The organism is Methanoculleus receptaculi, assembly GCF_033472595.1.
Lineage (GTDB): Archaea > Halobacteriota > Methanomicrobia > Methanomicrobiales > Methanoculleaceae > Methanoculleus > Methanoculleus receptaculi.
On the sequence record NZ_CP137642.1, the window covers coordinates 1,332,274 to 1,355,496 of the forward strand.

The 23,223-nt window shown below is 55.0% G+C and carries 30 protein-coding genes; 11 read left to right on the forward strand and 19 right to left on the reverse strand.

Translation table 11 applies throughout. From position 1 onward, the window contains the following. Positions 1-433 precede the first annotated feature (433 nt). From R6Y96_RS06790 to R6Y96_RS06830, 9 genes are all read right to left on the reverse strand, one after another. The gene (locus tag R6Y96_RS06790) at positions 434-967 is read right to left on the reverse strand and encodes a hypothetical protein (protein WP_318620494.1); all 534 of its coding nucleotides are present in this window, start codon (positions 965-967) and stop codon (positions 434-436) included. Between the two features lie 315 nt (positions 968-1,282). Continuing rightward, positions 1,283-1,558, reverse strand: coding sequence for a DNA-binding protein Alba (gene albA, locus R6Y96_RS06795; protein WP_318620496.1), 276 nt, complete (start codon positions 1,556-1,558; stop codon positions 1,283-1,285). A 13-nt stretch (positions 1,559-1,571) separates the two neighbouring features. Next, positions 1,572-2,588 carry an aspartate-semialdehyde dehydrogenase gene (gene asd, locus R6Y96_RS06800; RefSeq protein WP_318620498.1) on the reverse strand — a complete coding sequence of 339 codons (1,017 nt, stop codon included), beginning with the start codon at positions 2,586-2,588 and terminating at the stop codon, positions 1,572-1,574. 46 nt (positions 2,589-2,634) lie between these two features. Continuing rightward, positions 2,635-2,808 carry a 4Fe-4S binding protein gene (locus R6Y96_RS06805; protein WP_318620500.1) on the reverse strand — a complete coding sequence of 58 codons (174 nt, stop codon included), beginning with the start codon at positions 2,806-2,808 and terminating at the stop codon, positions 2,635-2,637. A 63-nt stretch (positions 2,809-2,871) separates the two neighbouring features. After that, positions 2,872-3,633, reverse strand: coding sequence for a 4-hydroxy-tetrahydrodipicolinate reductase (gene dapB / locus R6Y96_RS06810; protein ID WP_318620501.1), 762 nt, complete (start codon positions 3,631-3,633; stop codon positions 2,872-2,874). After that, the gene (dapA, locus tag R6Y96_RS06815) at positions 3,623-4,501 is read right to left on the reverse strand and encodes a 4-hydroxy-tetrahydrodipicolinate synthase (protein ID WP_318620503.1); all 879 of its coding nucleotides are present in this window, start codon (positions 4,499-4,501) and stop codon (positions 3,623-3,625) included. Before dapA ends, dapB begins: the two co-directional genes overlap by 11 nt. 10 nt (positions 4,502-4,511) lie before the next feature. Next, on the reverse strand, positions 4,512-4,700 hold the full coding sequence (locus R6Y96_RS06820) for a 30S ribosomal protein S17e (protein ID WP_318620504.1): 189 nt from the start codon (positions 4,698-4,700) through the stop codon (positions 4,512-4,514). A 12-nt stretch (positions 4,701-4,712) separates the two neighbouring features. Further along, positions 4,713-5,264, reverse strand: coding sequence for a thiamine-phosphate synthase family protein (locus R6Y96_RS06825; protein WP_318620506.1), 552 nt, complete (start codon positions 5,262-5,264; stop codon positions 4,713-4,715). Positions 5,265-5,301: 37 nt separating this feature from the next. Continuing rightward, positions 5,302-5,922 (reverse strand): HD domain-containing protein, encoded by a 621-nt coding sequence (locus tag R6Y96_RS06830; RefSeq protein WP_318620508.1) that lies wholly within the window; start codon positions 5,920-5,922, stop codon positions 5,302-5,304. Between the two features lie 21 nt (positions 5,923-5,943). On the opposite strand from R6Y96_RS06830, the gene R6Y96_RS06835 reads away from it, so the two are divergent. Next, positions 5,944-6,126: a hypothetical protein gene (locus R6Y96_RS06835; protein ID WP_318620509.1), complete on the forward strand. Its 183-nt coding sequence runs from the start codon at positions 5,944-5,946 to the stop codon at positions 6,124-6,126. A gap of 1 nt (position 6,127) precedes the next feature. Here the strand turns inward: R6Y96_RS06835 and R6Y96_RS06840 are convergent, their stop codons facing one another. After that, positions 6,128-6,448, reverse strand: a complete 321-nt coding sequence (locus tag R6Y96_RS06840; RefSeq protein ID WP_318620510.1) for a transposase — start codon at positions 6,446-6,448, stop codon at positions 6,128-6,130. A gap of 769 nt (positions 6,449-7,217) precedes the next feature. Here R6Y96_RS06840 and R6Y96_RS06845 point away from each other — a divergent pair. After that, positions 7,218-7,718 (forward strand): shikimate kinase, encoded by a 501-nt coding sequence (locus tag R6Y96_RS06845; RefSeq protein ID WP_318620511.1) that lies wholly within the window; start codon positions 7,218-7,220, stop codon positions 7,716-7,718. 16 nt (positions 7,719-7,734) lie between these two features. On the opposite strand, the gene R6Y96_RS06850 is transcribed toward R6Y96_RS06845, so the two are convergent. Both R6Y96_RS06850 and R6Y96_RS06855 read right to left on the reverse strand, forming a co-directional pair. Then, positions 7,735-7,941, reverse strand: coding sequence for a hypothetical protein (locus R6Y96_RS06850; RefSeq protein ID WP_318620512.1), 207 nt, complete (start codon positions 7,939-7,941; stop codon positions 7,735-7,737). 56 nt (positions 7,942-7,997) lie between these two features. After that, positions 7,998-8,267, reverse strand: coding sequence for a hypothetical protein (locus R6Y96_RS06855; protein WP_318620513.1), 270 nt, complete (start codon positions 8,265-8,267; stop codon positions 7,998-8,000). Between the two features lie 456 nt (positions 8,268-8,723). On the opposite strand from R6Y96_RS06855, the gene R6Y96_RS06860 reads away from it, so the two are divergent. From R6Y96_RS06860 to R6Y96_RS06870, 3 genes are all read left to right on the forward strand, one after another. Next, positions 8,724-8,921 (forward strand): hypothetical protein, encoded by a 198-nt coding sequence (locus R6Y96_RS06860; protein WP_318620514.1) that lies wholly within the window; start codon positions 8,724-8,726, stop codon positions 8,919-8,921. 136 nt (positions 8,922-9,057) lie between these two features. After that, entirely contained in the window at positions 9,058-9,219 is a 162-nt protein-coding gene (locus tag R6Y96_RS06865; RefSeq protein WP_318620515.1) for a hypothetical protein, read from the forward strand. 129 nt (positions 9,220-9,348) lie between these two features. After that, positions 9,349-9,471 carry a hypothetical protein gene (locus tag R6Y96_RS06870; protein WP_318620516.1) on the forward strand — a complete coding sequence of 41 codons (123 nt, stop codon included), beginning with the start codon at positions 9,349-9,351 and terminating at the stop codon, positions 9,469-9,471. A 226-nt stretch (positions 9,472-9,697) separates the two neighbouring features. Here the strand turns inward: R6Y96_RS06870 and priL are convergent, their stop codons facing one another. Both priL and R6Y96_RS06880 read right to left on the reverse strand, forming a co-directional pair. Beyond that, positions 9,698-10,702: a DNA primase regulatory subunit PriL gene (gene priL, locus R6Y96_RS06875; RefSeq protein WP_318620517.1), complete on the reverse strand. Its 1,005-nt coding sequence runs from the start codon at positions 10,700-10,702 to the stop codon at positions 9,698-9,700. Further along, a complete protein-coding gene (locus R6Y96_RS06880; protein WP_318620518.1) occupies positions 10,702-11,445 on the reverse strand; it encodes a DNA polymerase sliding clamp in 744 nt (247 codons plus the stop codon). The genes priL and R6Y96_RS06880 overlap by 1 nt, the downstream gene beginning before the upstream one ends. Positions 11,446-11,702: 257 nt before the next feature. Between R6Y96_RS06880 and R6Y96_RS06885 the strand changes: the two genes are divergently transcribed. The 4 genes from R6Y96_RS06885 to R6Y96_RS06900 all read left to right on the forward strand — a co-directional run bounded on the left by R6Y96_RS06885 (position 11,703) and on the right by R6Y96_RS06900 (position 14,953). Next, the gene (locus tag R6Y96_RS06885) at positions 11,703-12,314 is read left to right on the forward strand and encodes an RlmE family RNA methyltransferase (RefSeq protein ID WP_318620519.1); all 612 of its coding nucleotides are present in this window, start codon (positions 11,703-11,705) and stop codon (positions 12,312-12,314) included. Next, on the forward strand, positions 12,295-13,170 hold the full coding sequence (gene moaA, locus R6Y96_RS06890) for a GTP 3',8-cyclase MoaA (RefSeq protein WP_318620520.1): 876 nt from the start codon (positions 12,295-12,297) through the stop codon (positions 13,168-13,170). The genes R6Y96_RS06885 and moaA overlap by 20 nt, the downstream gene beginning before the upstream one ends. A 94-nt stretch (positions 13,171-13,264) precedes the next feature. Then, complete coding sequence (locus R6Y96_RS06895) at positions 13,265-13,774, forward strand: hypothetical protein (RefSeq protein WP_318620521.1); 510 nt, start codon at positions 13,265-13,267, stop codon at positions 13,772-13,774. 12 nt (positions 13,775-13,786) lie between these two features. Next, positions 13,787-14,953, forward strand: coding sequence for a M20 family metallopeptidase (locus R6Y96_RS06900; RefSeq protein ID WP_318620522.1), 1,167 nt, complete (start codon positions 13,787-13,789; stop codon positions 14,951-14,953). A 206-nt stretch (positions 14,954-15,159) separates the two neighbouring features. Here R6Y96_RS06900 and R6Y96_RS06905 read toward each other — a convergent pair whose 3' ends face one another. Next, positions 15,160-16,485, reverse strand: a complete 1,326-nt coding sequence (locus tag R6Y96_RS06905; RefSeq protein ID WP_318620523.1) for a hypothetical protein — start codon at positions 16,483-16,485, stop codon at positions 15,160-15,162. Positions 16,486-16,785: 300 nt separating this feature from the next. On the opposite strand from R6Y96_RS06905, the gene R6Y96_RS06910 reads away from it, so the two are divergent. Beyond that, a complete protein-coding gene (locus tag R6Y96_RS06910; protein WP_318620524.1) occupies positions 16,786-17,784 on the forward strand; it encodes a lysylphosphatidylglycerol synthase transmembrane domain-containing protein in 999 nt (332 codons plus the stop codon). 42 nt (positions 17,785-17,826) lie between these two features. Here R6Y96_RS06910 and R6Y96_RS06915 read toward each other — a convergent pair whose 3' ends face one another. Beyond that, complete coding sequence (locus R6Y96_RS06915; RefSeq protein WP_318620525.1) at positions 17,827-18,534, reverse strand: class I SAM-dependent methyltransferase; 708 nt, start codon at positions 18,532-18,534, stop codon at positions 17,827-17,829. A 10-nt stretch (positions 18,535-18,544) separates the two neighbouring features. Beyond that, on the reverse strand, positions 18,545-19,312 hold the full coding sequence (locus R6Y96_RS06920; protein WP_318620526.1) for a glycosyltransferase: 768 nt from the start codon (positions 19,310-19,312) through the stop codon (positions 18,545-18,547). 52 nt (positions 19,313-19,364) lie between these two features. Between R6Y96_RS06920 and wecB the strand changes: the two genes are divergently transcribed. Continuing rightward, a complete protein-coding gene (gene wecB / locus R6Y96_RS06925; protein ID WP_318620527.1) occupies positions 19,365-20,447 on the forward strand; it encodes a non-hydrolyzing UDP-N-acetylglucosamine 2-epimerase in 1,083 nt (360 codons plus the stop codon). Between the two features lie 98 nt (positions 20,448-20,545). On the opposite strand, the gene R6Y96_RS06930 is transcribed toward wecB, so the two are convergent. Both R6Y96_RS06930 and R6Y96_RS06935 read right to left on the reverse strand, forming a co-directional pair. Continuing rightward, the gene (locus R6Y96_RS06930) at positions 20,546-21,661 is read right to left on the reverse strand and encodes a glycosyltransferase family 2 protein (protein WP_318620528.1); all 1,116 of its coding nucleotides are present in this window, start codon (positions 21,659-21,661) and stop codon (positions 20,546-20,548) included. Between the two features lie 10 nt (positions 21,662-21,671). Continuing rightward, a complete protein-coding gene (locus R6Y96_RS06935) occupies positions 21,672-23,207 on the reverse strand; it encodes a glycosyltransferase family 39 protein (RefSeq protein WP_318620529.1) in 1,536 nt (511 codons plus the stop codon). Positions 23,208-23,223: the final 16 nt, after the last annotated feature.

Sequence of the window (23,223 nt, forward strand, 5' to 3'; positions counted from 1 at the left end):
GGATGCCCGCTCCTGCTTTAAATTGGAATTATTTTGCGAAATTCACGGGGTTGCGCCCCAGCCTGACTTCCCCGGTTTGATAAACATCTCCATGGACGGATTTCAGGGGGTGGCGGCATCGCCGAGCACCTTCTCCCATCCGGAGACGGGGCGGCCGCGGGTTTTTTGCGAGACGGCATTGCGAAGAGATCAGAGAGGCGAGGGAGAGCGATGAAGTGGGGTGTCGGGGCGAGATGCTGAAGAGGGAGGAGGTAGCGGGCGGTTTCGTCGCGGTTTCACCGAACACTCCTCGGTATCCGGGCCGGGTGGGGGGTGATCCAGCAAGAGAGGTTTTCAGTGATACGTCGATACAGGGGAGGGGACGTCTCCGCCCCCCGCTCCCTGTCCAGTGACTACCACGGGAAGGTGAAGAGTTGAGTTTACCGTCCAGGTCTCACGCAAAATAGCCAAATCCACCAGAGATCTCGCTGGTGTTCTCGTAATGCCTGGCGCTCTGCGGTGTGATGATGGTGAGGGAGGGCACGGCCACACCAAAACTGTGCTCCGGGAACCAGTATGTTCCATCTCCGTAATCGTTAGCCACACCATCCACGCGGATCTCTGCATGATCAAGACCTAGATACTGAACGCTCACATTGTTAAAGTTCAGTATGTTAAGGACCTTCTGTTCCAGGTCTGATTTTCCAAGGAGGAGGACGAGAAAGCCTATACTGCCATCTACCGTGTAGTTCATGGTGACAACGGCATCTGCCATCTCCAGCCGAATCGTGACGTCTTGAACCGTTATATAACTGTAGCGCCCCTCGTCCCCCGCTGCCATCGAAGGAGTGATGAGGGCAAGCACCAGCATCAAGACTACGCCTACGGCCACCTGCTTCATTGTATAGTTGTTTATATGGTGTTTCTTAAATCCTTTGTGGTTGAACGCCTTATCGGGACGCTCGTGGCTTTGATCGACGCTCTGCACGGGCTATGGCAGAAATATTCACATCCTCTCCGGCAGGTCGCTCTCCAGGCATTGATGGTTTTGCCCTCCATCTGGTTCCAGGGCCAGGAGGGGTTTGATCTTCGATCCCGCGCTGAAAGGGGGTTGAGATCAGGGAGATGCTTCTCTCAACCGCTGCCGCAGGCAAGAATCGCTTCATCGGGTTCACGGTGAGCAGTTGGCAGGTGGCATGCGTGTCCAACCGCAGCAATCAGGGATTGTTACCTGCTCCCGACGGCATCTACCCTCACTCTGCATGCCATACACCGCTGGCGTGCAAAAAATGTTTTCTGGGTCTCACTCCTGGTGAGCGAGGATTATCTCGATGCTGGATACGTTTGTCTTGCCGGTATCGGTGTCGATCATCTCGGTCGATGTGAGGATCTCTTTCTTGACCACGTTTGCAAGGAAGCGGTTGAGTGCGATCTCCGCCGTATCGACCGCACGTGATATAGCCTTTCCGCGTGCCTTGATCGCGACTTCTTCCGCTCCATTGTTGAACTGAGTGACCACAGCAAGCACGTAGTTCATGACCGGTTTGTTTCCAACGAATACTGTGTTGTCTTTTATCATTGAACACACCTCATCAAAGGTAATTCCTTGAATGTATCAGTTCTGCGTTGAGGACGGATGCACCTGCAGCTCCACGTATGGTGTTGTGGCCGAGCGCCACAAAACGCAACCCATCGCGAACCCTGCCGACAGAGACTGTCATGCCTCGCCCACGGTTACGGTCAAGCCGCGGCTGTGGACGGTCGGGCTGGTCGAAAAGTTCGATCGTCTTTGCCGGCTGCAGCGGCAGGTTGCTGAAGGGCGGCTTGAATGTTGCATAGGCTTTCTTTACCTCAGCCACCGGCTCCTTAACGTCGACCCAGACGGCCATGGTGTGGCCATCGATCACGGGAACCCTGTGGCAGCTGGCACTCACCCTGAAGGGAGCCGGCTTCACCTCGGAGCCGTCGAACTTACCCATGATCTTCAACGTCTCGGTCTCCATCTTCTCCTCTTCAGAGCCGATGTATGGGACAACGTTGTCATAAATCTCCATGGCGGGGATACCGGCAAACCCGGCACCTGAGATCGCCTGCATGGTTGCCACATGCGCATCATGAAACTCAAACGCTCTCAGGGGTGCAAGAGCCAGCACAAAGACAATCGTCGAACAGTTGGGGTTGGTCACGATAAACCCATCACGCCCCCGATCACGCTGAACGTCAATCAGTCCCAGGTGATCCGGGTTAACCTCCGGGATCACAAGGGGTACATCAGAATCCATCCGGTGTGACCGGGCGTTGCTGCAGACAGCGATGCCGGCGTCAGCGATCTCAGTCTCGAGTGATGTTGCCACCTCCGGGGGTAGCGCCGAAAAGACAAGGTCACAGTCTTTCAGGCTCTCGACGGTTGTTGGAGTGACAACGATATCGCTGACGTTGTCCGGGTACGGCGCATCAAGCCGCCAGTTGACCACCCTGCCATAAGGTTTTCCTGCACTTCGTTCAGATGCCGTGAGGGTTTGAAGGTTAAACCAAGGATGATCCTCCAGCAACTGAACAAAACGCTGTCCTACTGCCCCTGTGGCACCAAGCACTCCTACATCAATCATGGATAGGAGTATCTCTCGTGCTGGTGGTATTAAAAGAGTTGGTTTTTTATTCCATGGATATAGCCCCAGACGGGCACTCGTCGATGCAGGTTTCACACTCAACGCAGAGATCAGGATCGACTTTTGCCTTCCCGTCCACCATGGTTATGGCAGCAGAAGGACAGACATCCACACAGATCTCACAGGCGGTGCATTTCTCGGTATCAACTACTGCTGGCAAACTCAGTTCCTCCAAATGTACTTATTTTCTACGATGCCCCCAAAAATAAACTTCACTAATCCGTCACAGCCCCAGGACATCCTGCATAGTGTATATGCGCGGTTCCCTTCCGACAATCCAGCGTGCGGCGCGGATAGCTCCCTGTGCGAAGACAGCACGATCGTAGGCCCGGTGCGAGATCTCGATACACTCAAAGTTGCCCGCAAAGAGAACGGAATGGTCGCCGACGATATCCCCGCCGCGGATTACATGAACGCCGATCTCGTCTTTCCGTTCGGTTGCACCGACGCGACCGTAGACCTTCTCGCGTTCCCCGAGTTCCTGATCCAGGATATCGAGGATGGTCTTTGCCGTACCACTCGGCGCGTCTTTCTTGTAGCGGTGATGCGCTTCCGTGACCTCAATATCGTAGTCGCCCAGCTGGCGGGCGGCTTCACGCACAAGTTTCCAGAAGATATTGACGCCGACGGAGAAGTTGCTCGATATCACCGCCGGCACCTTCCCCTCAACGGCGCTCTCGATCTCCTTTCGCTGTGCTGGCGAAAACCCGGTTGTCCCAACTACCAGTGCCACATTATTTCTTGCTGCTGCTTTGATGTTCTCAACCGCAGCGGCCGCAACGGAGAAGTCAATGAGAACGTCGGGTTTCTTCTCCTTGAAGAATGCATCAATCCCTGTTGCCGGGACCACCTCCGTCCCGAAAAGGCTTCCCTTCTTGACGTCTATCCCGCCGACCAGCTCGAGGTCATGGGCCTCGCTGATTATACGGCCGACCGTGCCGCCCATGCGCCCGAGGGCGCCGGATATAACCGCCTTAATGGCCATAGTTTGCAAGCACCCCCTTCAGGAGTTCTGTCCTGGCCGCATCCAGTTCGTCCAGCGGTAGCCTAACCGGACCTGCAGCCATCCCGAGGAGTTCGACCGCCTTCTTTACCGGGATTGGGTTTGTGTCGATGAACATTGCGCGCATGAGTGGGGAGAGTGTGTAGTGCAGGTCCTGTGCGTGAGCAAGGTCACCGGCGCTGAACGACTCGTACATCTCCACCATCAGCCCGGGCTCAACGTTCGCGGCGACCGATATCACGCCTGCGCCTCCAATGGCCAGGATGGGAAGGGTCATCGCATCGTCTCCGGAGAGAACACTGAAATCCTCGTCCTGCGTCTCCTCGACGATACGGGAGACCTGGGTGATGTCTCCACTTGCCTCTTTGATCCCGACGATGTTTGGATGCTCTGCAAGCTCTGCCACCAGGTCTGGCTGAAGGTTCTGCGCTGTCCGGCCCGGAACGTTGTACATGACGATCGGTAGATCCAGGTCAGCGAGTTTTGTAAAATGCTTGATAAGCCCTGAACGGTTTGGCTTGTTGTAGTAAGGGCTGATGATAAGCGCGCCATCCACACCTGCATCCTTTGCTGACCGGGTCAGGCGCATGGCCTCTGCCGTGCTGTTAGATCCCGTTCCCGCGAGCACGGGCACCCTACCGTCGATGACCTCCACCGTCTTTGCGATAACCGCCTCGTGTTCCTCGAACGTGAGTGTTGCCGACTCGCCGGTTGAGCCGCAGGGCACTATGCCGTGGACGCCACATTGCAGAAGCGACTCAATGTTGGACTCAAGCCCATCGAGATCGAGACTCATGTTTGAGTCACGGAATAATGGGGTTATGATTGCCGGAAGGACTCCCTCAAACATATGGTATGCTTTAACGCTTCCTTCTATTTATCTTTCGTGTGATGTATCCGGCAACCCGGTTCCTGACACTTTTGCTCTCGATCACGGTAACCCCGGCTACCGCCTGCTTATTCTCTTCAAAATCCTTGCTGAACCTTCCGTCGTGCTTGACGAGGAGTTCTTCGCCGAGGTTCTTGATATATGACGGCTTTATACCCATATGGATCTCCCTTTACAATTGTGCATATTTTATGCGATTCGACAGTTTAAGAATATTTTGTGCTACCGTGACCGGATCCTCGCCGAGTAGCCTGATCATCGGCTCTTTTCCGACGGCCCCCGGGTCATATATGACATCAGGTACACCTTCCCTGCAGCAGGAGGCTACACCCCAGTCCATCGTCTGGACGCCGGGCGGCTCCTTCCCCCGGTCAAAAGAGCGGACCTCAAAGAGGAGGTCAGTTAATTTAGAGACAATCTCGTCCGAGAAACGGATGTTTGCCGCGCTACGTATCCTCGGATCGAAGCGCATGGCCGTGAGGACAACCCGTGCCATGTGGTCGCTTGCGCCGAACGCGATCTCCCCGACAGGGTGAACCCGGTCACCAAGCCTGACGATGCGTCCCAGAACACCTGCTACATCCTCTCTGCTCCGCGCGTCTGGCAGTGCATAGACTACATTCATTCCAACCTCGGGGATGAGCCGCGCGTCCATGCGTTCGGCGAGCAGCCCTACGGCCTCCTCCAACCTCTTGATAACCTTCTCGCGTTCTTCCTGCGTCATATTGAGATCACCAATTTGAACCGTATCTCGACTGCGTTCATGCGAGCCCGAGATCAGCACGCGCCTCCTTGAGCCCCTCGATCGCGAGGTGGTAGAAGGTTTCAATGTCCATGAGCGACTCGATCATCAGGATCCGTTCGCGCTCGCAGCCGGCGGCAAAAGACTTCTCCTTGAACTTCTTCTTGACCGTCCTCGGTGTGACATTGTCGATCACCCCGCCTTTTACAAGGGCGCAGGCGATGATGAGGCCCGAGGCGCTGTCAGCAGCCTGGAGCGCAACCTCGATGGGGCGCTCGTAGCCTGATGTAAGCAGGTGGTTGTGGCGCCTTACGATCTCCGCTACATTCTCCGGGACGCCGTTCTCGATCAGGATCCGGTAGCCTTCGATCCCATGGCGTTCCATCTCCCCCTCAACAAGATCGTAGTCGATGTCGTGCAGGAGACCGATGATCTCCCACATCTCCGCATCTTCACCGAGGTGCTCCGCGACCTTCCTCATGATGGCTGCCGTGGCGTGGCTGTGGACGATGTGCGACTGCGACGTCAGGTAACGCCGGAGCAGGTCAATGGCCTCCTCTCTCTCCATGCGAAAGAAGTTGTCGGTCGCCATCGATAAATGGTGTGGGTCGCGCCACTTTGCAGGGATAGAGATATACATGCATCTGTTCCACCTCAATACATGAATCTACGGGTTCTTGAAGTACTGGCGGCAGTGGTGTGCTTTGTGATCTTTGTCCTGCTGCTGGTGGTGCTGCCCGATCTTATGGCGGGGATGGAAGGGTTTGCCTACGTTGCGGCGCTGGCGGTCTTTATCAGTTCACTCGGTATTGCAGGCTACCTGATCGACAGAATGGTCATGTGAACTACCCCGCGCCTCTCGGGCGGGGCTTCCCGGCTATCATGGCCAACACTTGCACCACAGAGATGTGATGTAGAGGTCTTGGCTCCACAGGCTCGAAGGGCTGTTCCATCCCCACGCGGTGGATATTCACCGCAGCATTGTAATCTCTATCGGCAACAAACCCACAGTATGGGCATTCGTGGACTCTCTCGGAGAGCGTCTTTTTCACGATGCTTCCGCAGTTCGAACACATCTGGGATGTGTTTCGGGGATCGACTTTGACGAGTTCCGTACCAGCACTTTCAGCCTTGTACGAGAGGTAAGAATAATAGAATATACCCAAGATGAAGGAAGGGCGGCTCCGCTTGCATCCCCGCTTTTCTCGACCGCGGACTTCCCGCTCCGCCCTCTTCACCCCCGCAATTAAAACGGCTTCATGGCCCTTGTTTACGATCAGGGGTTTTCTATCGCATCCAGGGATCTCGATCCGTCTGCGTCTCAGGGCGTTCTGCCGCCCCTCACGCTTACGGCCACGACGATGGCCCCCATGGCGAAAGCAATCGCTCCGGCAACTGCCCAGGACGGGGATGGCCCGGCACCCTCCTCACAATTTGCGATGCATAATATCGGACGCATCCGAAGGATTCCCGTGCCCTGCGGGAACCATAGCAGGCCGAGGATGGCTACAAAAAACGCCGAGAAGCGCCCCAATTGTCTGGCTTGCCTTCATGCTCGATCGAACGCCAATCTTCGATACCGGATGAAAATACCTTCTGCCTCGCAGAGTCGTGATGCCACCCGGCACCCGTTCCCGGCTATGGGCGCGGGGTTACACCGGGCGGCTGCATAATTTGTGAAGTTGTCCCAAAACACTGTTACCGGGAAGGGGGACACCCCCTCCCGGACCCTCCCCCAAGTGGCGATATCCAATGGAAAGCCGTTTCACCCTTCTTGCTCAGAGTGCGTCTCAGATGGGGGATACCTGAGAAGTAAGGGCTCCGATTAGGGTATACCGAAGGTTCGAAGCTCGTTTTGAGATGACCTCTGTCAAACAACCTTCATCTCCCCCGAAATCCCACCTGGATCTTAACAGAGGTAACCGGGAGAGCGGTATGCAGCATCACAAAAACATCGTCCTCATCGGCATGCCCGGTGCGGGGAAGAGCACCGTGGGCGTCGTCCTTGCAAAAACCCTCGGCATGCAGTTCATCGATACGGACATCCTGATACAGGAACGGGCCGGGAAGATGCTGCAGGAGATCCTCGACGGGAACGGGCCCGACGCGTTCAAGCGGCTCGAAGAAGAGACGATCCTCTCCATTCGCCCCGACCGTGCGGTGATCGCGACGGGCGGCAGCGTGGTCTGCAGCGAGGCTGCGATGGCGCACCTGAAGTCGGGAGGGGTGGTCGTGTACCTGGAGATCCCGTATGCGGAAATGGAGGCGAGGCTCAAGAACATCACGACAAGGGGGATACTCCTCCTCCCGGGCCAGAGCCTCCGCGGGATGTACGACGAGCGGGTCCCGCTGTATGAGAAGTATGCCGATCTCACCGTCGCGTGCTCGGATGAGGATTTTGAGTCCGTGGTCGGGAACTTGATCGAAGCGTTGTGAGGTGGGGGGTGGAGGATTACGATCCCGCCTCAGCGACCAGGAACCGTCCTTCCTCCTCTTCGGCGAACCTCACCGTGACCATCTCCCCTTCGTGCACGCCGAAGTCCGAGTAGGGTTCGTTCAGGAGCGTTCCCCGGAGTGAGGCGCCGTCGTCCGACTGGCCTTCCAGGCGGACCCACACGCCTTCGGGGATCAGTCCCCGGTCTTTTGAGTACAGGATCACCGATACGTCGTCGAAACACCCCGGAGCCCTGAACCTGTCAAGATCAATCCTCTTTCTTACTGCCTGGAGCGCTTCCGGTTCGTAATAGAGGCGCCATCGCTGCTTTTCGAGCAGCGAGAGGCGGTTTGCTTCGTCGTTCGACAGAAGCGTATACGCCCGACCTCGTCGGAGTGGAGTATCAGCCCTTCGCCGTGGTTCTCGAAGTTCACGACGAACTCCGGCGGCTTTCCGGGTTCGATCCGGCAGAGGGAGTGGATGCGGAAGATGATGCCCTTCTCGTGATCGACGTAGAAGAAGCCGATGCACCGCTCCGCGTCCGGCCGCATCAATCCCTTCGCGGAGAGGATGCGGGAGATGCCGGGCCGATCTCTGCGATTGCCCAGTTGTTGATGATCTCCCGGTCTGAATGGGGTGCTGTTCCGTCGTTCATGTTACGTGGTACAAAATTCTCGTGTGCAGTGTGAAAGGGGTTGTGGAATGTTTATGGGAAGTTCTTGATTTTTCGGGGGTGTAAATAGGGTGTTTGGAGGTTCGGGGAGGGTGGGATGGTGGTTCTGGTCGGGCATTGGGAGCCCTCGAACATCGCCTCATCTCTCACCGAGCGCCTTCACCAGCACCGCCAACACACTGCCGGCGACTCGTCAGCTCGCAGAGCCCGCAACCATGCCTAAAAATCCCGCTCGAAGACCTTCAGTGCCCCCGCGCCGGTAACAACTCCTCTTCAGACAGAGATATGTAGATTGAAGCACCAGAAGATCTTATACCGCAGAGGTGAAGGTGTCATGACGAACGTAAAAGAGGAGATCATCAGTGAGTTGAGCGACCTCCCGCCCTGGACATATGGTGAGGTGCTCGATTTCATCCGGTTCCTCAAGTCCCGGCGCCGGAAGGCCGCACCGGACACCGCCCTCGCGAGCGAGCCCGTGCTCCGGAAAGACTGGCTCCGGCCCGAGGAGGAAGAGGCGTGGAGCGACCTGTGAAGGGCGATGTTGTCGTTGTACCGTTTCCCTTCTCCGATCTCTCAACCGTGAAACGGCGGCCGGTGGGGACGATGTCATCCTCTGTCAGATCACGAGCCAGCAGATCCGGGATCGCTATGCCGTGGGGATCACCGACGTGAATTTTGCAGAGGGAACGCTCCACAAACCAAGCAACATCCGGCCAAACCGGCTCTTTTCTGCCAGTGTCGATCTGATTCTTTATCGAGCCGGCCGTCTCAACGACCAGACCGTCATGTCGGTCATCGAACGGATCATCGGGATCCTGCAGGCAGAGTAAATGAATCGGTCGTGATTAGATTCTCTTTCGTGACCCTGGCATCTTCGAGACCACGAATTGCCCTGTCGGGCATCTCCACCGTCGCGGAATCCTAGCGGGGAAACTCGTCTGGCGGGAGGAGGGGCGAGTATGAGCACGCTCAAATGCACCCGCGTCAATGGAACGTATGAGGATGGGGAGACCGCGCACGACCTCAAGCGCACCGTTGCCGCCATGCTCCGCGACGGTGTGCCTCCGTCGGCGGGTCGTTGAAGAAACCTCCGTGCTGTACGGGATTCCTGAAGAGTGTGTGGAAGAAGTAGTGGTCGCGGCCCCGGCGTGGTTACTTCAGCCTCACCCAATGCTTGTTCGGGTAGATCGCGACGGTCGGGTAGTGTTTCAGATCTTCTGTAATTTGTCTGAGCCCTGTCTCCTTGCCTAATCATCCCCGCTCCTCTCGACCGGGGACTTCCCGCTCCGCCCCCTTCACCCCCGCAAGTTAAACCTGTTTTTTTGCACCACTCTTCTTGAGCCGGTAGTAACTTAAGGGGTGGCTGATCCGCTCACATTCTTTATCCCGGTTGGCACAGAGGCCGAAGGTGCGCATCGTGATGCATGATGGCGGGGTGTACTCGGTGCCGCCACGGCCGGAGATGTGCTCCACCTGGTATATGGTCATATCCGGGTCAAAATCGGGTGCCTGCGCGAAAATTTCCGTTATCTGGGCTATGTTCATACCGATAGTGTGAAGGAACGATGTGATGGCAAACCGTCCCATGTGCGTCAGGTTCGTTCCTGCTGTGAGCGCCTGGAGGAGACTGGCAATGCATGGCGGAAACGCCTCCTCCCGGATCTCCCCGAATTCTTCGAGTGCCTGCTGCTGCCGCAGTGCGGTGATCTCGCTGGCCACCGCTGCCAGGGTTTCGCATATCCCGCCAGGTACCCGTAGCGGGAGGTTATCGGCGACGATCGTTCGTATCCGTTCCCGGATCAGTTCGTCGATCTCGCCGGGCTCAACACCCACAACTCCCCGGTTGACATCCCTGTTGACGAGCCTCCAGCGATTATCACGCAGGCGGGCTACCAGTTCAACGTAGTCGGTTACCGGCATGCTTCTGGCGTCGGGATCGATCTGGAGCCGCAGGGCAACGAAACGACGAACCTCGGGTTCTTCGGATGCCAGGAAGAATGATGACCGGTCAGATTCGTAGCGTGCAAGGCGGTCGATAAGCGTTCGGTCGCCTATGCAGGAGACAATTATACGGGCAAGCGCATAACTTGCGATCTCAAGTTCGGGGCCCGGGCCCCGCGCGGCGTCATCCTGGAAATCTCGCCTGAACCTTAGCGCAGCGATGATGCGTTCCTTTGCACGTTCAAGCGCCACGTTTCCGGCACTGCTGGCAAGGAACGCCTCGAGGGATTCAACGTGCTGGCTGGCCAGCTGCTGCGACTCTTTTAAAAATGGATATTTGGTGAGTTCTTTGCGATCGAGTACAATATCCATCAATCTGCCTCGACCCTGGGGGCAAGGAGGTAGTCGACACGGCCGTTGCCGTCTGCAATCTCAAAGACAAACCGGACTGGGTGATTGATGCCAAGGTGGATCTCGACCTTCTCTGCGCGCGCCATTACCCTGCCCATGTCCTTTAAGTAATCTATCGAGAAGAGGGAGCGGGATCTGACCGGGTTTAAGGCGATGAGTTCGTCTTCGCTGAGCGCGAGCTTTATGTGGTCGGTGTCCCCCTCGGCCTCCATGTAGAAGGTCATGGATTCCGGGTCGATCCCGAGCGCGATCTTGTCGGATATAACGCTTGCAGCCTTTATGGCATTGTTCAGCGTCTCTCCGGGGATTACGGCTCCTCCCGGGAGGTCGACTGCCGGCGGATTCGGGTCTTTCCGGAGGGTGCTGGCATCAAGAAGTGTGAGAGAGTATCGGTAACCGCCGAAACTGAGTTCCAGTCTCCTATCGTCGTCACGCAGCTGGAGGGTCAGAGCATCGCCCTTGCCAACCATTGCCAGGATGTTCTTTAACCTCGTGACATCCAGTCCCAGTTCCCCGTCTGTCGCGGAGAACGATTTGAATGCGGTGCTCTGGAGTTCCAGGGTGATCATGGCCACGTTTGCGGTATCGACGGAGCGTGTCCAGATCATATCTTCCTGTGTGTGCAACCGGCACTCTGTCACCAGCGCGGCGATCGCGTCGATAGACTCCCGGAAAATTTCTGCATCAATCGTTGCCTTTAACATTGTGACCCCTTTATAACATTCGTTGAGAGTACATAGTCTCCTTCACTCATAATAGTCCTTTACGATCGAAATCTGTTGTGGACTTCATCGCAAGGGTGAGGGAGATGTTCGTGATTTCATACACCGTGAGGTCTGTGAGGGGTTATTAGACCACATCATTCATAGTTAACTGCACCAAATACCATACATAGTCTACTTGATAATGCAGGCGGGGCAGTCAACCGACAGTCAGAGTCAGGTGGGGGGGCAGTTTATCAATGGGTTCGCAGTGGACGAAGGATAGCGTCTATCGCAAGGCGATGCAGTCAGGCTACAGGGCGCGGGCCGCCTACAAGTTGCTGGAGATCCAGCAGCGCAATGGTGTTATCAGGGCCGATGACAGCGTTGTTGACCTGGGGGCGGCGCCGGGGAGCTGGCTGCAGGTGCTTCGCGACCTGACCGACGGCCGGATAATAGGCGTGGATTTAAACCCAATAGCACCCATGGAAGGCGTCACCACCCTCGTCGGAGACTTCACCGATCCTCTCGTCCAGGAGCGCATCCGCGAGGAGGCCGGCGGCGTCGTCAGTGTCGTGGTCTCTGACGCCTCGCCAAAACTCTCTGGCCAGAAGAGTTATGATCAGGCGCGTGCGATCGGGCTTGGTGAGGACGCACTTGCGTTCGCCTGCACAATCTTGAAGCCCGGTGGAAATATGGTTTTGAAATCGTTCCAGGGTGAGCTCTTCGGGGAGCTTGTGGCCGAAGTCAGGAAGCATTTCTATTCCGTCCGGAGTTACAGGACAAAAGCATCGCGGAAGGGGAGTGCTGAGATCTATATCATTGCAAAGAATTTCAAAGGAGCATCCAACGATGCTGAAGGACCCCTATAATCGAACCGTGACCAACCTCCGGATCAGCCTTACATCGCGGTGTAATCTGCGATGTATCTACTGTCATGCCGAAGGCGAGGTGAACCCGAAGGAGCAGATGAGCACAGATGAGATCGCTGAACTGATGAGGGTCGGTGCACAGTTTGGCATCAGGAGCGTCAAATTCACCGGCGGGGAACCCCTGCTCCGCCAGGATCTTGTCGATATCATCCGCTCGGTGCCGCCGGGAATCGAGTCCTCGCTGACAACTAATGGGACGCTGCTTGCTCCAAAGGCCGCGGATCTCAAGGAGGCCGGGCTTGCACGGGTGAATGTCAGTCTGGATACGCTTCGACCCGAGCGCTACCGCCGGATCACCGGGAAGGACTGCCTGGAGGATGCTCTGGAAGGGATCGATGCGGCGATCCATGTTGGGTTGACGCCGGTCAAGATCAACATGGTCCTGCTTGACGGGATCAACGAGGATGAGATAGATGACTTTATGGCGTTTGTCCGGGGAAAACGCGACCTGGTCCTGCAGGTTATTGAACTGATGGAGTTCAACGAGTGCAGGTTCCACGGGGATGTCGACAGCGTCGAGCAGGAATTAAACGAGCGGGCAACGCGGGTCGTCACCAGGAGGATGCACCACCGGAAGAAGTACTGCCTCGACGGCGCCGAGGTTGAGGTGGTCCGGCCACTCCATAACACAGAGTTCTGTGCCTTCTGTAACAGGCTGCGGGTAACCTCTGATGGCAACCTCAAGCCCTGCCTCCTCCGGACGGATAACCTGGTAAACATCCGGGGCAAGCACGGCAAGGAACTTGAAGATGCCTTTCGTGAGGCGGTCAGCCGCCGCAGGCCGTATTTCACATAGGTGCGACATACTATCTTCAGGTCGCTGAATGCCGTCGCTGCCCTGCTGCATCAAAGGAATATTATTTGAACCACGCTAGCCAACGGGTGAACGTATGCTGGAAACGAACGAGTATGTCCGCGTAATGGAGAAACTCTACAACAAATCGCTGATCCTGGAGAGCCCCAGCGATTTTCATCCGGTTCTGCACTTTTATTTCACCGATGCCCTCGCTCACATCGATTTCACTGCAACCGTTCTCGCCTACAACCCCATGTCGCCGAGGAACATAATGAGCATGGAGTACATGCGGTGGCGACTGGACCAGGAGAAGGTCGGTGACCGGGTACATTTCCCGGGGTTCATCAACTGGCTTAAGACCGAGCATCCTGAGGTCTATGAAGAGCTCCCGATGCTCTGGACAGGTATATACGATACAGACGATCCAGCCCAGTACAGGAGTTTCCGGATCGTGCTCAACCCCGATGAGAGGGGGCCGATCCCATCTGAGTACCTCTCGATGTTCATCGATGAGTTCTTCGATCCGGCGTTTATCAAACAGCTTTATGAGGGCTCGTCGCTGGCGAGGCTCTTTGATGAATATGCGGCAGCCAGGTCGGAGTAAGGGGAGCACTGCATGGATGTCGCCCGGCTCGCCTCATCGTTGATCCGGATCCGGAGCGAGAACCCGCCGGGGAGCACGACCGAGATCGTTGCGTTCATCGCGGAGTTTCTTGACTCGCTCGGGGTGAAGAACCGGATCGTCTCCAACTCTGATGGGCGGGACAACCTGGTCACTACCGAAGCCAGCCCACAACTCCTCCTCTGCGGTCACGTAGATGTTGTTCCGGCCATTCCGGATGACTGGCTCTACGATCCCTTCAGCGGCACGATTGCCGATGGATATGTCTGGGGGAGGGGCGCTACGGATATGAAGGGCGGTTGTGCCGCACTCCTTGTTGCCTGCCGGGATCTCATCGAGAGCGGTGTGGAGCCGAATGTCCAGTTTGCCTTTGTCTGCGACGAGGAGACCGGGGGTGAGCATGGCATCCGGTCGCTGCTTGCAGAGGGTCTGCTCAAGCCGCGTGAGTGCCTGATCGCAGAACCGACACCGCACACCAGCCCGGCGATCGGGCAGAAGGGTCTCTACCGGCTTGATATTTCTTTTCGCGGTACACCTGGCCACAGTTCCCTCTACCCGCTGGTCGGGAGAAGCGCCATCATGGCGGCGTTCGATCTCTTGGGCTACCTGCGGGAGGTTCATGCCCATCAGTTTCCGGTCGATGAAGACCTGCAGCCGCTAATAAGCCAGTCTGCCGCGCTCTTTCGCGAGATCTTCGGGATCGAGGGAGGGGATAGCATCCTGACACGGGTGATGTTCAACCCGGGGCGGATCGAGGGTGGTGAGAAGGCAAACATCGTGGCGGAGCAGTGCCGGATGGACCTCGATATACGGGTGCCGTGGGGGTGCCTTCTCGAAGACCTCCGGCGCGGTATCGCCGAACATGCTCCCGATGCGGTGGTACGCGAGGTGGACGTGGCGGAACCAACCCTGACGCCGCCTGGCGCCCGGGTTGTCCGGACGGTCTGTGCCGAGGTGGAGCGCGTCCATGGAACGGCGGCGCCGTTCCTGCAGTGGGCTGCAAGCGACGCGAAGTACCTCAGGGACGAGGGGTTCGATGTTGTGGAGTACGGCCCGGGGGAGATCACGACGCTGCACGCGGTGGATGAGCGGGTGTCAATAGAACAGCTTGAGCGGGCGGTGGATGTATACCGTGGGGTAATCCGGGCATACTCGGGGTGAGGGGGATTGGGGAGTGGCGCGGGTGATTATTGATGATAGAAGAGGAAACTGCCAGGGGGGTACACCCTGAGTGCGCGCCATTCCCGGCGAGTTTATGAGTGCCCCAAATGGATGTTCCGACACATTTCGGTAACACTGCCATTTATTTTGGGTGATCGCGCAAACACGATCTGCCACTGTTGATCGTTTGTTCACCCTGTTTTAGGTTATCTCGTGCTCCTCCTGATCCTTGATACCACCTGTCCAACTGCAGATCTGGTGTCATCATAGAGAGTTGGATCTGATTTTAAGATGAGAAGGATCGATGCCAGGTAGACTGCAGCATGGACCATAAAGAACGCGAGCGAACCATACCACCCGGCTGTCCCTATTTCATTAACGTAACCCCTATTTACGTAAAGGACCCCCCAGGCAATCGGGAATTCGATGTAGACGACGGCCTGCAGCAGGTAAAACACAAGAACGTTCCTTAGCGAATCGATCAGCAGCAGAGCGTAAAATGGTGTCAGCCAGACGAGGTACTGAGGACTATGGAACTTTGTACAGAAGATCACCATAAATAGCGTGACGGCAATGAGAACAAGCAGTCTTCGTGGATTCTCCACACCTTTGACCCATGATACAAGGATCAGCAGGAGGATTACCCCTATCATGAGAATATACATTATAAGTGAGATTATCCCTTCTGAAACTGGTATGTGCAGAACCACATAGATGAGGTTATAAAGTGTATACGTCACGGTATTGGCATATACCCCAACACCCGTTCCAGTGGCAAAGAGGAACGGTCTATACCAGTCCTGAACAAGAAGGATCATGGGGATCAGGAAGATTGCGCCACAGACAGCGGCCACCTTCAGCAGTGTAACGATCTCTGTTTTCAGTGACGTTTTGCTGGCATTGAACGGTACAAGATACGGTACTGCAATGACCGGGAACACCTTTGTGAAGAAACCAAGGATTGTTGAGATGTAACTCCTTGCCGGCATGCCATACACTGCAGCGAACGTGCCAAGAACAAGCAGGAACGTGGGGAAAGAGTCATACTTTGTCAGTATGAAGTATGACGCCGCAAAAGCCGTTGCATAAAGGAGCGCGGCTCTGAAGGCGCGTTTACTGTCGAAGATGCGCAGTCCAATTAAGTAAACGAGGAAAAGTGTGAGGATGTCAAAGAATGTCATGAGCACCTGAAACCCTGCCACATATACGCTGGCGTCATTGGCAATCATGGCGGGAATGAGCGGGATCAGAACCGGGATCAGAAACAAAAACGGGTATTCAACGGAAAAGTCAATGTAAGGTATCTGACCATTCAGCACGCTCATTGCGTAGCCGAAATACACCGAGATGTCAAACAGATCTACGAACGAATGGAACACCGAGGTCGTAAGGAAAAGCACCATCAATTTTGTGAAGATTGAGACGCATCCAAGAAGGAAGAGGTTGCGGATCAGGGTCGGGCGTTCGATATTGGGAATTGTCAGTCCGCAAACGGAGCAGGACGGAACTGGGCGTTTCTTCCCTTTCCTCATACGTTAATGTTTGTTTATGCACTATAAGAGAATGTCTTTTTGCATCAGACAGGGTATGGGCCACCATATAACCGAGGGGGGAGAGAAGCAGAAGTTATCTCCCTGCCAGGAGTTGCTGGATGCGCCACCTCTCCTGCCGCGACGGTTGCATTAGTCTTTGTACTGCAGGAAGGTCTGCAATTACCCACCGGCTACAAAGAGTCTTCCATCATCCCAAAAATCGGATCTAAATATATCGTTCTAACATTTGCGCGACAGATCGACATCTTTAATCATTTTCAAAAGCAACAATTCTTTTAAATGCCCTCAAAACGGCCAATACGACTTATAGGTATCATTGGCATTGCTGTTTTCCTGGTGATCCTTGTCAACCTCGACACCCGGGCGATCCTCACCGCTCTGCTTTCTGTCAATTATTATTACCTGATCGCAGCTCTCCTGATCAATGGGCTGATCGTCGTCATTAAAGCAAAAAAGTGGAAGATCATCGTCGATTCCATTCGTTCGGGTTTCTCTCTGTGGCAAAGTATCATCGGTTTTTTAGTTGGTTTCTCTCTCTCCACCTTGACGCCGGCAAAGGTAGGCGATGCCGCCCGCTTCCTGTATGTTCGAGACGAGTCCTGCACCACAGGGATGGCTCTCTCAACAGTTGTTATCGACAGGATAATCGATCTGGTTCTCCTCTTTGCATTCGGGATCATCGCTATGATCGCATTCTCGCTCATCAGAGGCGTGGAGATCCTGTCCGGTGGTCTGTTGCTTGTTCTCACAGGGGCTATAATCTTCGGGATATATGCGGTCTCTCGCAAAAATTACATGAAAAAAATACTCAGGCCATTCTTTGGTATCTTTGTCCCGCCACGTTATCGTAATCAGGTTTCGGGCTATTTCAATGACTTTTATTCCGGGCTTGAACAGTTTCTGGCGTCCCGGCGTAAGGTGCTGGGGTGTGTTGCGGCAGGGATCGTGTCATGGCTATTGGCGGTGGTCTATGCAGCCCTTCTTGGAAGGGCCATTGGCATCGATGTTGGCTACTACATGTTCCTTGTGATCCCCATTATCAGTGTTGTGGATCTCCTTCCGATCAGCATCTCGGGTATTGGAACCAGGGACGCCACGCTGCTCTACCTATTTGGCATTATCGGAATCGCTCCAGAGACGGTCGTTGCCTTTTCAATCCTATACCTGGTCTTCAGTTACTGGTTTATTGCCCTTGTGGGATTGCTTTTCTGGTTCCTCTATCCTGTCCCGCTAGAAATGCTCAAAGAAGATGCACCCGAAACGCAGGGCGGCATCTGAGCGCTTCGTCTGGCCATGCCGCAGGGCAGGGTTCATCATCTCTTACTCTTTGCAGCCCACGATGCCCACTGCGTAGCTATAATACTCCTTGAATGGGAGGAACCTCTCAATTCTTGCAAGCTTCCTTCGGATTGGAAACGGGATAAACTCTCTCTCGTTTGTTGCAAGCACCGGTGTTGCCTGAAGTCCAAAACACCCTGTGACATTGATCCCTGCCTCTTCAAACGTTCTCTTCAGTCGCCCCGGCGAGTAATCCTCCTCATACCCAAATTCAAACCTGTTAAACCGATAAGCAACCTCTTTTCCAAGTTTGTACCAGAGACAGAGGGTGTTTGGGACTATCACTATTATCTGTCCTCCCCTTCGGGTGATTCTTGCCATCTCTGATAGCGCTCTGACGTTTGCAGGGTAGGGAAAGTGCTCGATCACGCCGGAGTTGTAGACAAGGTCGCAGGTCTCGCTCCGGATAGGGATCTGGAAGATATCGCCCTGTAACGGGGTATCGCAGTTGTTTTTTGCGATACAGAGGGCGTTTGCCGAGATATCAAGCCCGATTGTCCTGTGTCGGGGGGAGAAGATCTGGAGTGTCTGTCCTGTGCCACATCCCGCCTCACACACCGTTGAACGTGCCGGGAGACTCTGCTCGATCCCTCGCATAAAATCGAGGTACCTGATGCTATAGTCGCTTGTGATCTGGTTTTTGCTCCAGATCCTGTCCCAGAGTTCCGCGCCACGATCTATTTCATTCATATGCTTCGTGTTACGAGCGCCATGGCCGGTGAAAATACTTCGTCCGGACGATCTTTCTCATAATCTTCAGGTTGTTTAGAACTTCCCTTCGGATGTTGATCTTTGATTCCCCATACCGCCGTTTATGAAGTTCAACCGGGACTTCTATCACACGGTAGCCGGAGATGAGGTACTTTGAGATTATTTCAGCGTTGATCTCGAAGTTCTCACTCTCCAGGTCCAGTTCTTTCAGGGTATCGGCTCTGTATAGCCGAAAGATCGGGCTTACACAGGTGATGGGTTGGCGCAGCAGCATACGGTACATAAAATTGACACTTTTGCTAAAAAAGAGGCGCATTGGTGCCACCTCCTTCATAAGCCCATTCTGGAGGTATGGTGATCCGGCTACGCATTCAGGCCGTTCACGAAAGTATGCATCAAGGAGGACCGGTATATCTTCCGGTCTGAAGGTGAGATCGGCGTCCATGGTTATGATAAGGTCGGCAGAGGTGTGTGCGAATCCTGTCTTCAGCGCTGCACCCATCCCCCTATTTTTCTGGTGATGAAGCACCACCACGTTCTGACGCTTCGTCGCGATCGAACTGATCTTCTCGAGGGTCCGGTCTTTACTACCGTCATCAACGAAAATAAAGTCGATGGATATACGGTATCTCTCTGCAACCTCGTCGACAATCGGGAAAAGCTCGAGTTCGTAGTTGTCGACATTGTCTTCTTCATTATATAGGGGGACCACTATCGAGACCTGCATAACCGTTACTCTTAGCTTATCATATTTCACAGGAGAGTATATCATCGATCTGTTTTAATCCATCCCCGTTCCACAAATATTGATGAGGATTGCGATCATTCTCGGCACACGCCCAGAAATAGTCAAGATGTCGCCGGTGATACGTTCATGTCTTGCAAGATCCGTTGATTTTTCAATCATTCACACCGGTCAGCATTACTCATACGAGATGGATCGGATCTTCTTTTTCGAACTCAAACTTCCAGACGCCGCATACAACCTCGAGGTTGGTTCCGGAACGCACGCTGCACAGACAGCGCGCATGCTGACCGGTCTTGAGCAGATCCTGCTTGAGGATCCCCACGATGTCGTGCTGGTCCAGGGTGATACTAACACAGTGCTTGCCGGGGCTCTGGTAGCCGCAAAACTTGGTGTTCCTCTGGGTCATGTCGAGGCTGGACTGAGGAGTTATGATCGTTCGATGCCAGAGGAGATCAACCGGGTAGTTGCCGATCACTTGAGCGATCTCCTTTTTGCACCGACGGAGACGGCTGCCTCCAACCTGAGAAAAGAAGGAAGGCCTGACCCGGCAATATTCGTAACAGGTAATACCGTTGTCGACGCTGTTTTCCAGAACCTCTCTCTCGCTGCAGGGGATGAAACTATCTTTTCAAGGCTCGGCATTGAGAAGGGTGGCTACATCCTTGTCACCGCACACCGACAGGAGAACGTAGACAGGCGGGAGAACCTTGCCGGTATACTGAAGGGTATTGAACACGTAGCCAACTATTTTGGCGTCCCGGTTCTCTACCCGATTCATCCCCGCACAAGAAAGATGGTTGAGCGGTTTAACCTCCGGGTTCCGGATAACCTCCATCTCATTGAGCCCCTCGGATATTTCGATTTCCTCCTTCTTGAGGCCTCGGCGCAACTTGTCCTGACCGACTCTGGAGGCGTCCAGGAAGAATGTTGCATCCTCAAGACTCCGTGTGTGACGATGAGGAAGAACACAGAGCGTCCCGAAACGGTCGCTGCAGGAGGCAATATACTTGCAGGGACGGATCCAGAGGCTATACTCTCCGCTGCGAGGGCGATGGTTCTCAGGCCAAGGACCTGGGAGAACCCCTTCGGCGATGGAAGATCGGGCGATAGAATCGTCAGGCATCTCCAGAAGAAATTTGCCTGATGGTGGTGAGTTGGTCGCGCATGTTATGGGTTGCACGCGAAGTAGATGTGGAACAGGAGAAAATCCGGTGAGGGCACGCAGGGTTGACCGGTGATCCGTTACACGTTCTTCCAGGTGAAGTGTCGGTTGACCATGAAGTTCCAGGCAAACGCTGCAAAGATCCCGGCAAGGTTCGCGATGAGGTAGTAAATCCCTCCAACCTCTACAAGGAGGTAGAGTATCAGCATATTGATGGCAAGCCCGCCCATCGAGACCACCTGGAACGAGACAAACCGGTGGAGCCTCCTCGTAAACCTGAGCCTCCCTCCAGAATTAAACGTCCAGAGATCGTTCCATATAAAGTTGTTCACGATCGAGGTCTCGATCGCGAACGCCGCTGAGACGAGGTAATAGAGGCCTGCAACCTCCGTCAGAACATAAAGAAGTCCCATGTTGACAAAGATACCCGAGAGCCCGACAACCCCGAACCTGAGAATCTTTGTCCACTCCGTCCAGACTGGACCGGTGCGGTGTGTGACCGAAAACCAGATAATGCCGCAGCACTGCCGGAGGTAATCAAGCATCGTCTCCAGCCGCAGTTTACTCTCCCCCTCCGCGCGGTCTCTGAAGACAAATGGGATCTCGACAAATGAGCGCCATCGGCCCTTGCCGAGGACCTCCATCAGGATCTTGTAACCCCTCGGTGCGAGAGGGGCTCTATCCACGACCTCTCGGCGCACGGCAAAGAAACCACTCACAGGGTCGGTGATCTCCGGAAATAGTACACGCCCGAACGCGGTGGCTCCCAGAGATATAATCCGGCGTTTGATTGGCCATTCCTCGATATCCCCACCCTTCATGTACCTGCTCCCGATGGCTATATCCGCCCCGCCACGTATAGCCTCGTAAAACCTTGGGATAAGTTCTGGCGGGTGGGAAAAGTCAGCGTCGATTACCAGGAGGATATCCGACCGAGCTGCCCTGAACCCATCTACGACCGACTGGGATAGGCCATGGTCGTTCATCCGCACTATCAGGCGCACATTCTCACACCGCCTAACGATATCCTGCACGATCGGGATGGTGCGGTCATTTGAGTTGTCATCCACCACCAGGATCTCTGCCTGGATCCCGTTCTTCGAGCAGACATCGTTGACAGCACCGATAATGGCGGCGATGTTCTCCTCCTCGTTAAAGGTCGGGATGATCACCGAGAGGTTATAGCGTTCGCTCATGATGACCTCGTTAGGCCGACCTGAAGAGGTATATCCCCATGCGCTGCCCAACGAACTCTGTATTCTTATCAAGCCAGACCAGAGCCTCACCCGTGGGGTCGACGGCGAGTATATCAGCCGTTACCACGTAGAACGCACGCCGGTCGGAATATTGTTCCCGGATTGCATCGAGGTCTTCCCCGGTATTTGCTCCGAGTTCGATCGTCCCATCGGTGGCGTTGCTGTAGTAGTAGTCGAGCGGCTGTGACATGTAAGGCGGCAACACGACAATGAGATCGCCCTCTACCGTCATACCCGCGAGTTCCTCGGAAAACCCACGCCAGTCGTTCTTCTGCGGTGTCGTGTAGTAGGTTGCAAGGAACGGCGTGCTGATCAGGAACACACCAATGATTGCAAGGTATATTGCTCGCTTATCCCGAACAAGAGCATAGAGCGCTGGATACGATGATGCTATGCCGATGAAGTAGACCGGCAGAAGGTAGATGAGGTAACGCGGGATCATCGGCATCCTTGAGGAGAGGAGGAGGCTTGCTGCCAGCGGGAGGATCATCAGGAAAACGAGCAGGAGCGATCCATTTCTGTCCTCGCGCCATGTTGAGATGACACCGACCAGGAAGAGAAAGATGAACAACACCATGATCAGGTCGTTGAATCCCGATATCTGGAGCAGGGTTTGATATATAACGCTGGCACCCTGAATGCCATAGGTCGGGGCTGATGATGTTCTCACCAGGAATAGGTTGGTCGTAACGACGAGCAGAGGAAGCGTAGCTAAGATGAACACAATGATCGAGAGTGCTATACCTCGTACGTTCCGGAGATCTCTCCTGATCTCCCCCACCCGGCTGATCAGCGCGTGCAGGACAAGTACTGCGACTGGCACAAAAGCGTAGAAGTGCATCCAGAAAGCGATCGCTGAGAAGATCCCGAAGATAACCCAGGAACGTGTCTCGTTCGACCGGTATGCCTTTATGTAGAAGAGCAGCGCCAGGGAAAAGAAGAAGAGCATCGGCGCGTATGCCCGGGCCTCCTGCGAGTAGAAGATATGGAAGGGTGAGAAGGTGAGGAGCGCTGCTGCAAGGAGTCCGACGTTTTTATCGCGGAACTCCTTCCCGATGAGGTATATGACGGGGATCGTCAGGACGCCGAGGAGCGCGGGGAGAAACCTGAGCACAAACTCGCTCTCTCCGAAGAGGATCATGCCGTGCTCCAACCAGTAGAATAGTGGCGGGTTGAACTCTCCAGCAGCGACGCTTGCCCAGATCTCACCCACCGACTGCCGGGCGAACGTGAGGGTTGTGGCTTCGTCGAGCCAGAGGGAGTTCCCACCAAGGTTATAGAACCTGAATATAAACCCTACAAACGTCAGCCCGATGAGGATCTGGAGATACCTGGACGTCCTGATCGCCGTCACGACCTTATCAAGCGGAGAGACGCCTGAGGGTGCAGGTGAGGTGATTCCGGCATCGAGATCACCTTTATCGTCCTGCCTCCCGTGTGCCGGGCTTACTGTTTTCTTTCCTTTCTTCCCCTGCTTTTTGCTCATCTTTATCAACAAAACT

Excerpts from the sequence above, each read along its gene's own strand:
- asd (WP_318620498.1), bottom strand. The coding sequence starts at position 2,588 with ATGATTGATGTAGGAGTGCTTGGTGCCACAGGGGCAGTAGGACAGCGT.
- R6Y96_RS06915 (WP_318620525.1), bottom strand. The coding sequence starts at position 18,534 with ATGAATGAAATAGATCGTGGCGCGGAACTCTGGGACAGGATCTGGAGC.
- R6Y96_RS06900 (WP_318620522.1), top strand. The coding sequence starts at position 13,787 with ATGGATGTCGCCCGGCTCGCCTCATCGTTGATCCGGATCCGGAGCGAG.
- R6Y96_RS06910 (WP_318620524.1), top strand. The coding sequence starts at position 16,786 with ATGCCCTCAAAACGGCCAATACGACTTATAGGTATCATTGGCATTGCT.
- dapA (WP_318620503.1), bottom strand. The coding sequence starts at position 4,501 with ATGTTTGAGGGAGTCCTTCCGGCAATCATAACCCCATTATTCCGTGAC.
- dapB (WP_318620501.1), bottom strand. The coding sequence starts at position 3,633 with ATGGCCATTAAGGCGGTTATATCCGGCGCCCTCGGGCGCATGGGCGGC.
- R6Y96_RS06905 (WP_318620523.1), bottom strand. The coding sequence starts at position 16,485 with ATGAGGAAAGGGAAGAAACGCCCAGTTCCGTCCTGCTCCGTTTGCGGA.
- R6Y96_RS06845 (WP_318620511.1), top strand. The coding sequence starts at position 7,218 with ATGCAGCATCACAAAAACATCGTCCTCATCGGCATGCCCGGTGCGGGG.
- R6Y96_RS06855 (WP_318620513.1), bottom strand. The coding sequence starts at position 8,267 with ATGCGGCCGGACGCGGAGCGGTGCATCGGCTTCTTCTACGTCGATCAC.
- priL (WP_318620517.1), bottom strand. The coding sequence starts at position 10,702 with ATGGATATTGTACTCGATCGCAAAGAACTCACCAAATATCCATTTTTA.
- R6Y96_RS06825 (WP_318620506.1), bottom strand. The coding sequence starts at position 5,264 with ATGACGCAGGAAGAACGCGAGAAGGTTATCAAGAGGTTGGAGGAGGCC.
- R6Y96_RS06930 (WP_318620528.1), bottom strand. The coding sequence starts at position 21,661 with ATGAGCGAACGCTATAACCTCTCGGTGATCATCCCGACCTTTAACGAG.
- R6Y96_RS06830 (WP_318620508.1), bottom strand. The coding sequence starts at position 5,922 with ATGTATATCTCTATCCCTGCAAAGTGGCGCGACCCACACCATTTATCG.
- wecB (WP_318620527.1), top strand. The coding sequence starts at position 19,365 with ATGAGGATTGCGATCATTCTCGGCACACGCCCAGAAATAGTCAAGATG.
- R6Y96_RS06820 (WP_318620504.1), bottom strand. The coding sequence starts at position 4,700 with ATGGGTATAAAGCCGTCATATATCAAGAACCTCGGCGAAGAACTCCTC.
- R6Y96_RS06835 (WP_318620509.1), top strand. The coding sequence starts at position 5,944 with ATGAATCTACGGGTTCTTGAAGTACTGGCGGCAGTGGTGTGCTTTGTG.
- R6Y96_RS06895 (WP_318620521.1), top strand. The coding sequence starts at position 13,265 with ATGCTGGAAACGAACGAGTATGTCCGCGTAATGGAGAAACTCTACAAC.
- R6Y96_RS06860 (WP_318620514.1), top strand. The coding sequence starts at position 8,724 with ATGACGAACGTAAAAGAGGAGATCATCAGTGAGTTGAGCGACCTCCCG.
- moaA (WP_318620520.1), top strand. The coding sequence starts at position 12,295 with ATGCTGAAGGACCCCTATAATCGAACCGTGACCAACCTCCGGATCAGC.
- R6Y96_RS06885 (WP_318620519.1), top strand. The coding sequence starts at position 11,703 with ATGGGTTCGCAGTGGACGAAGGATAGCGTCTATCGCAAGGCGATGCAG.
- R6Y96_RS06870 (WP_318620516.1), top strand. The coding sequence starts at position 9,349 with ATGAGCACGCTCAAATGCACCCGCGTCAATGGAACGTATGAGGATGGG.
- R6Y96_RS06935 (WP_318620529.1), bottom strand. The coding sequence starts at position 23,207 with ATGAGCAAAAAGCAGGGGAAGAAAGGAAAGAAAACAGTAAGCCCGGCA.
- R6Y96_RS06880 (WP_318620518.1), bottom strand. The coding sequence starts at position 11,445 with ATGTTAAAGGCAACGATTGATGCAGAAATTTTCCGGGAGTCTATCGAC.
- albA (WP_318620496.1), bottom strand. The coding sequence starts at position 1,558 with ATGATAAAAGACAACACAGTATTCGTTGGAAACAAACCGGTCATGAAC.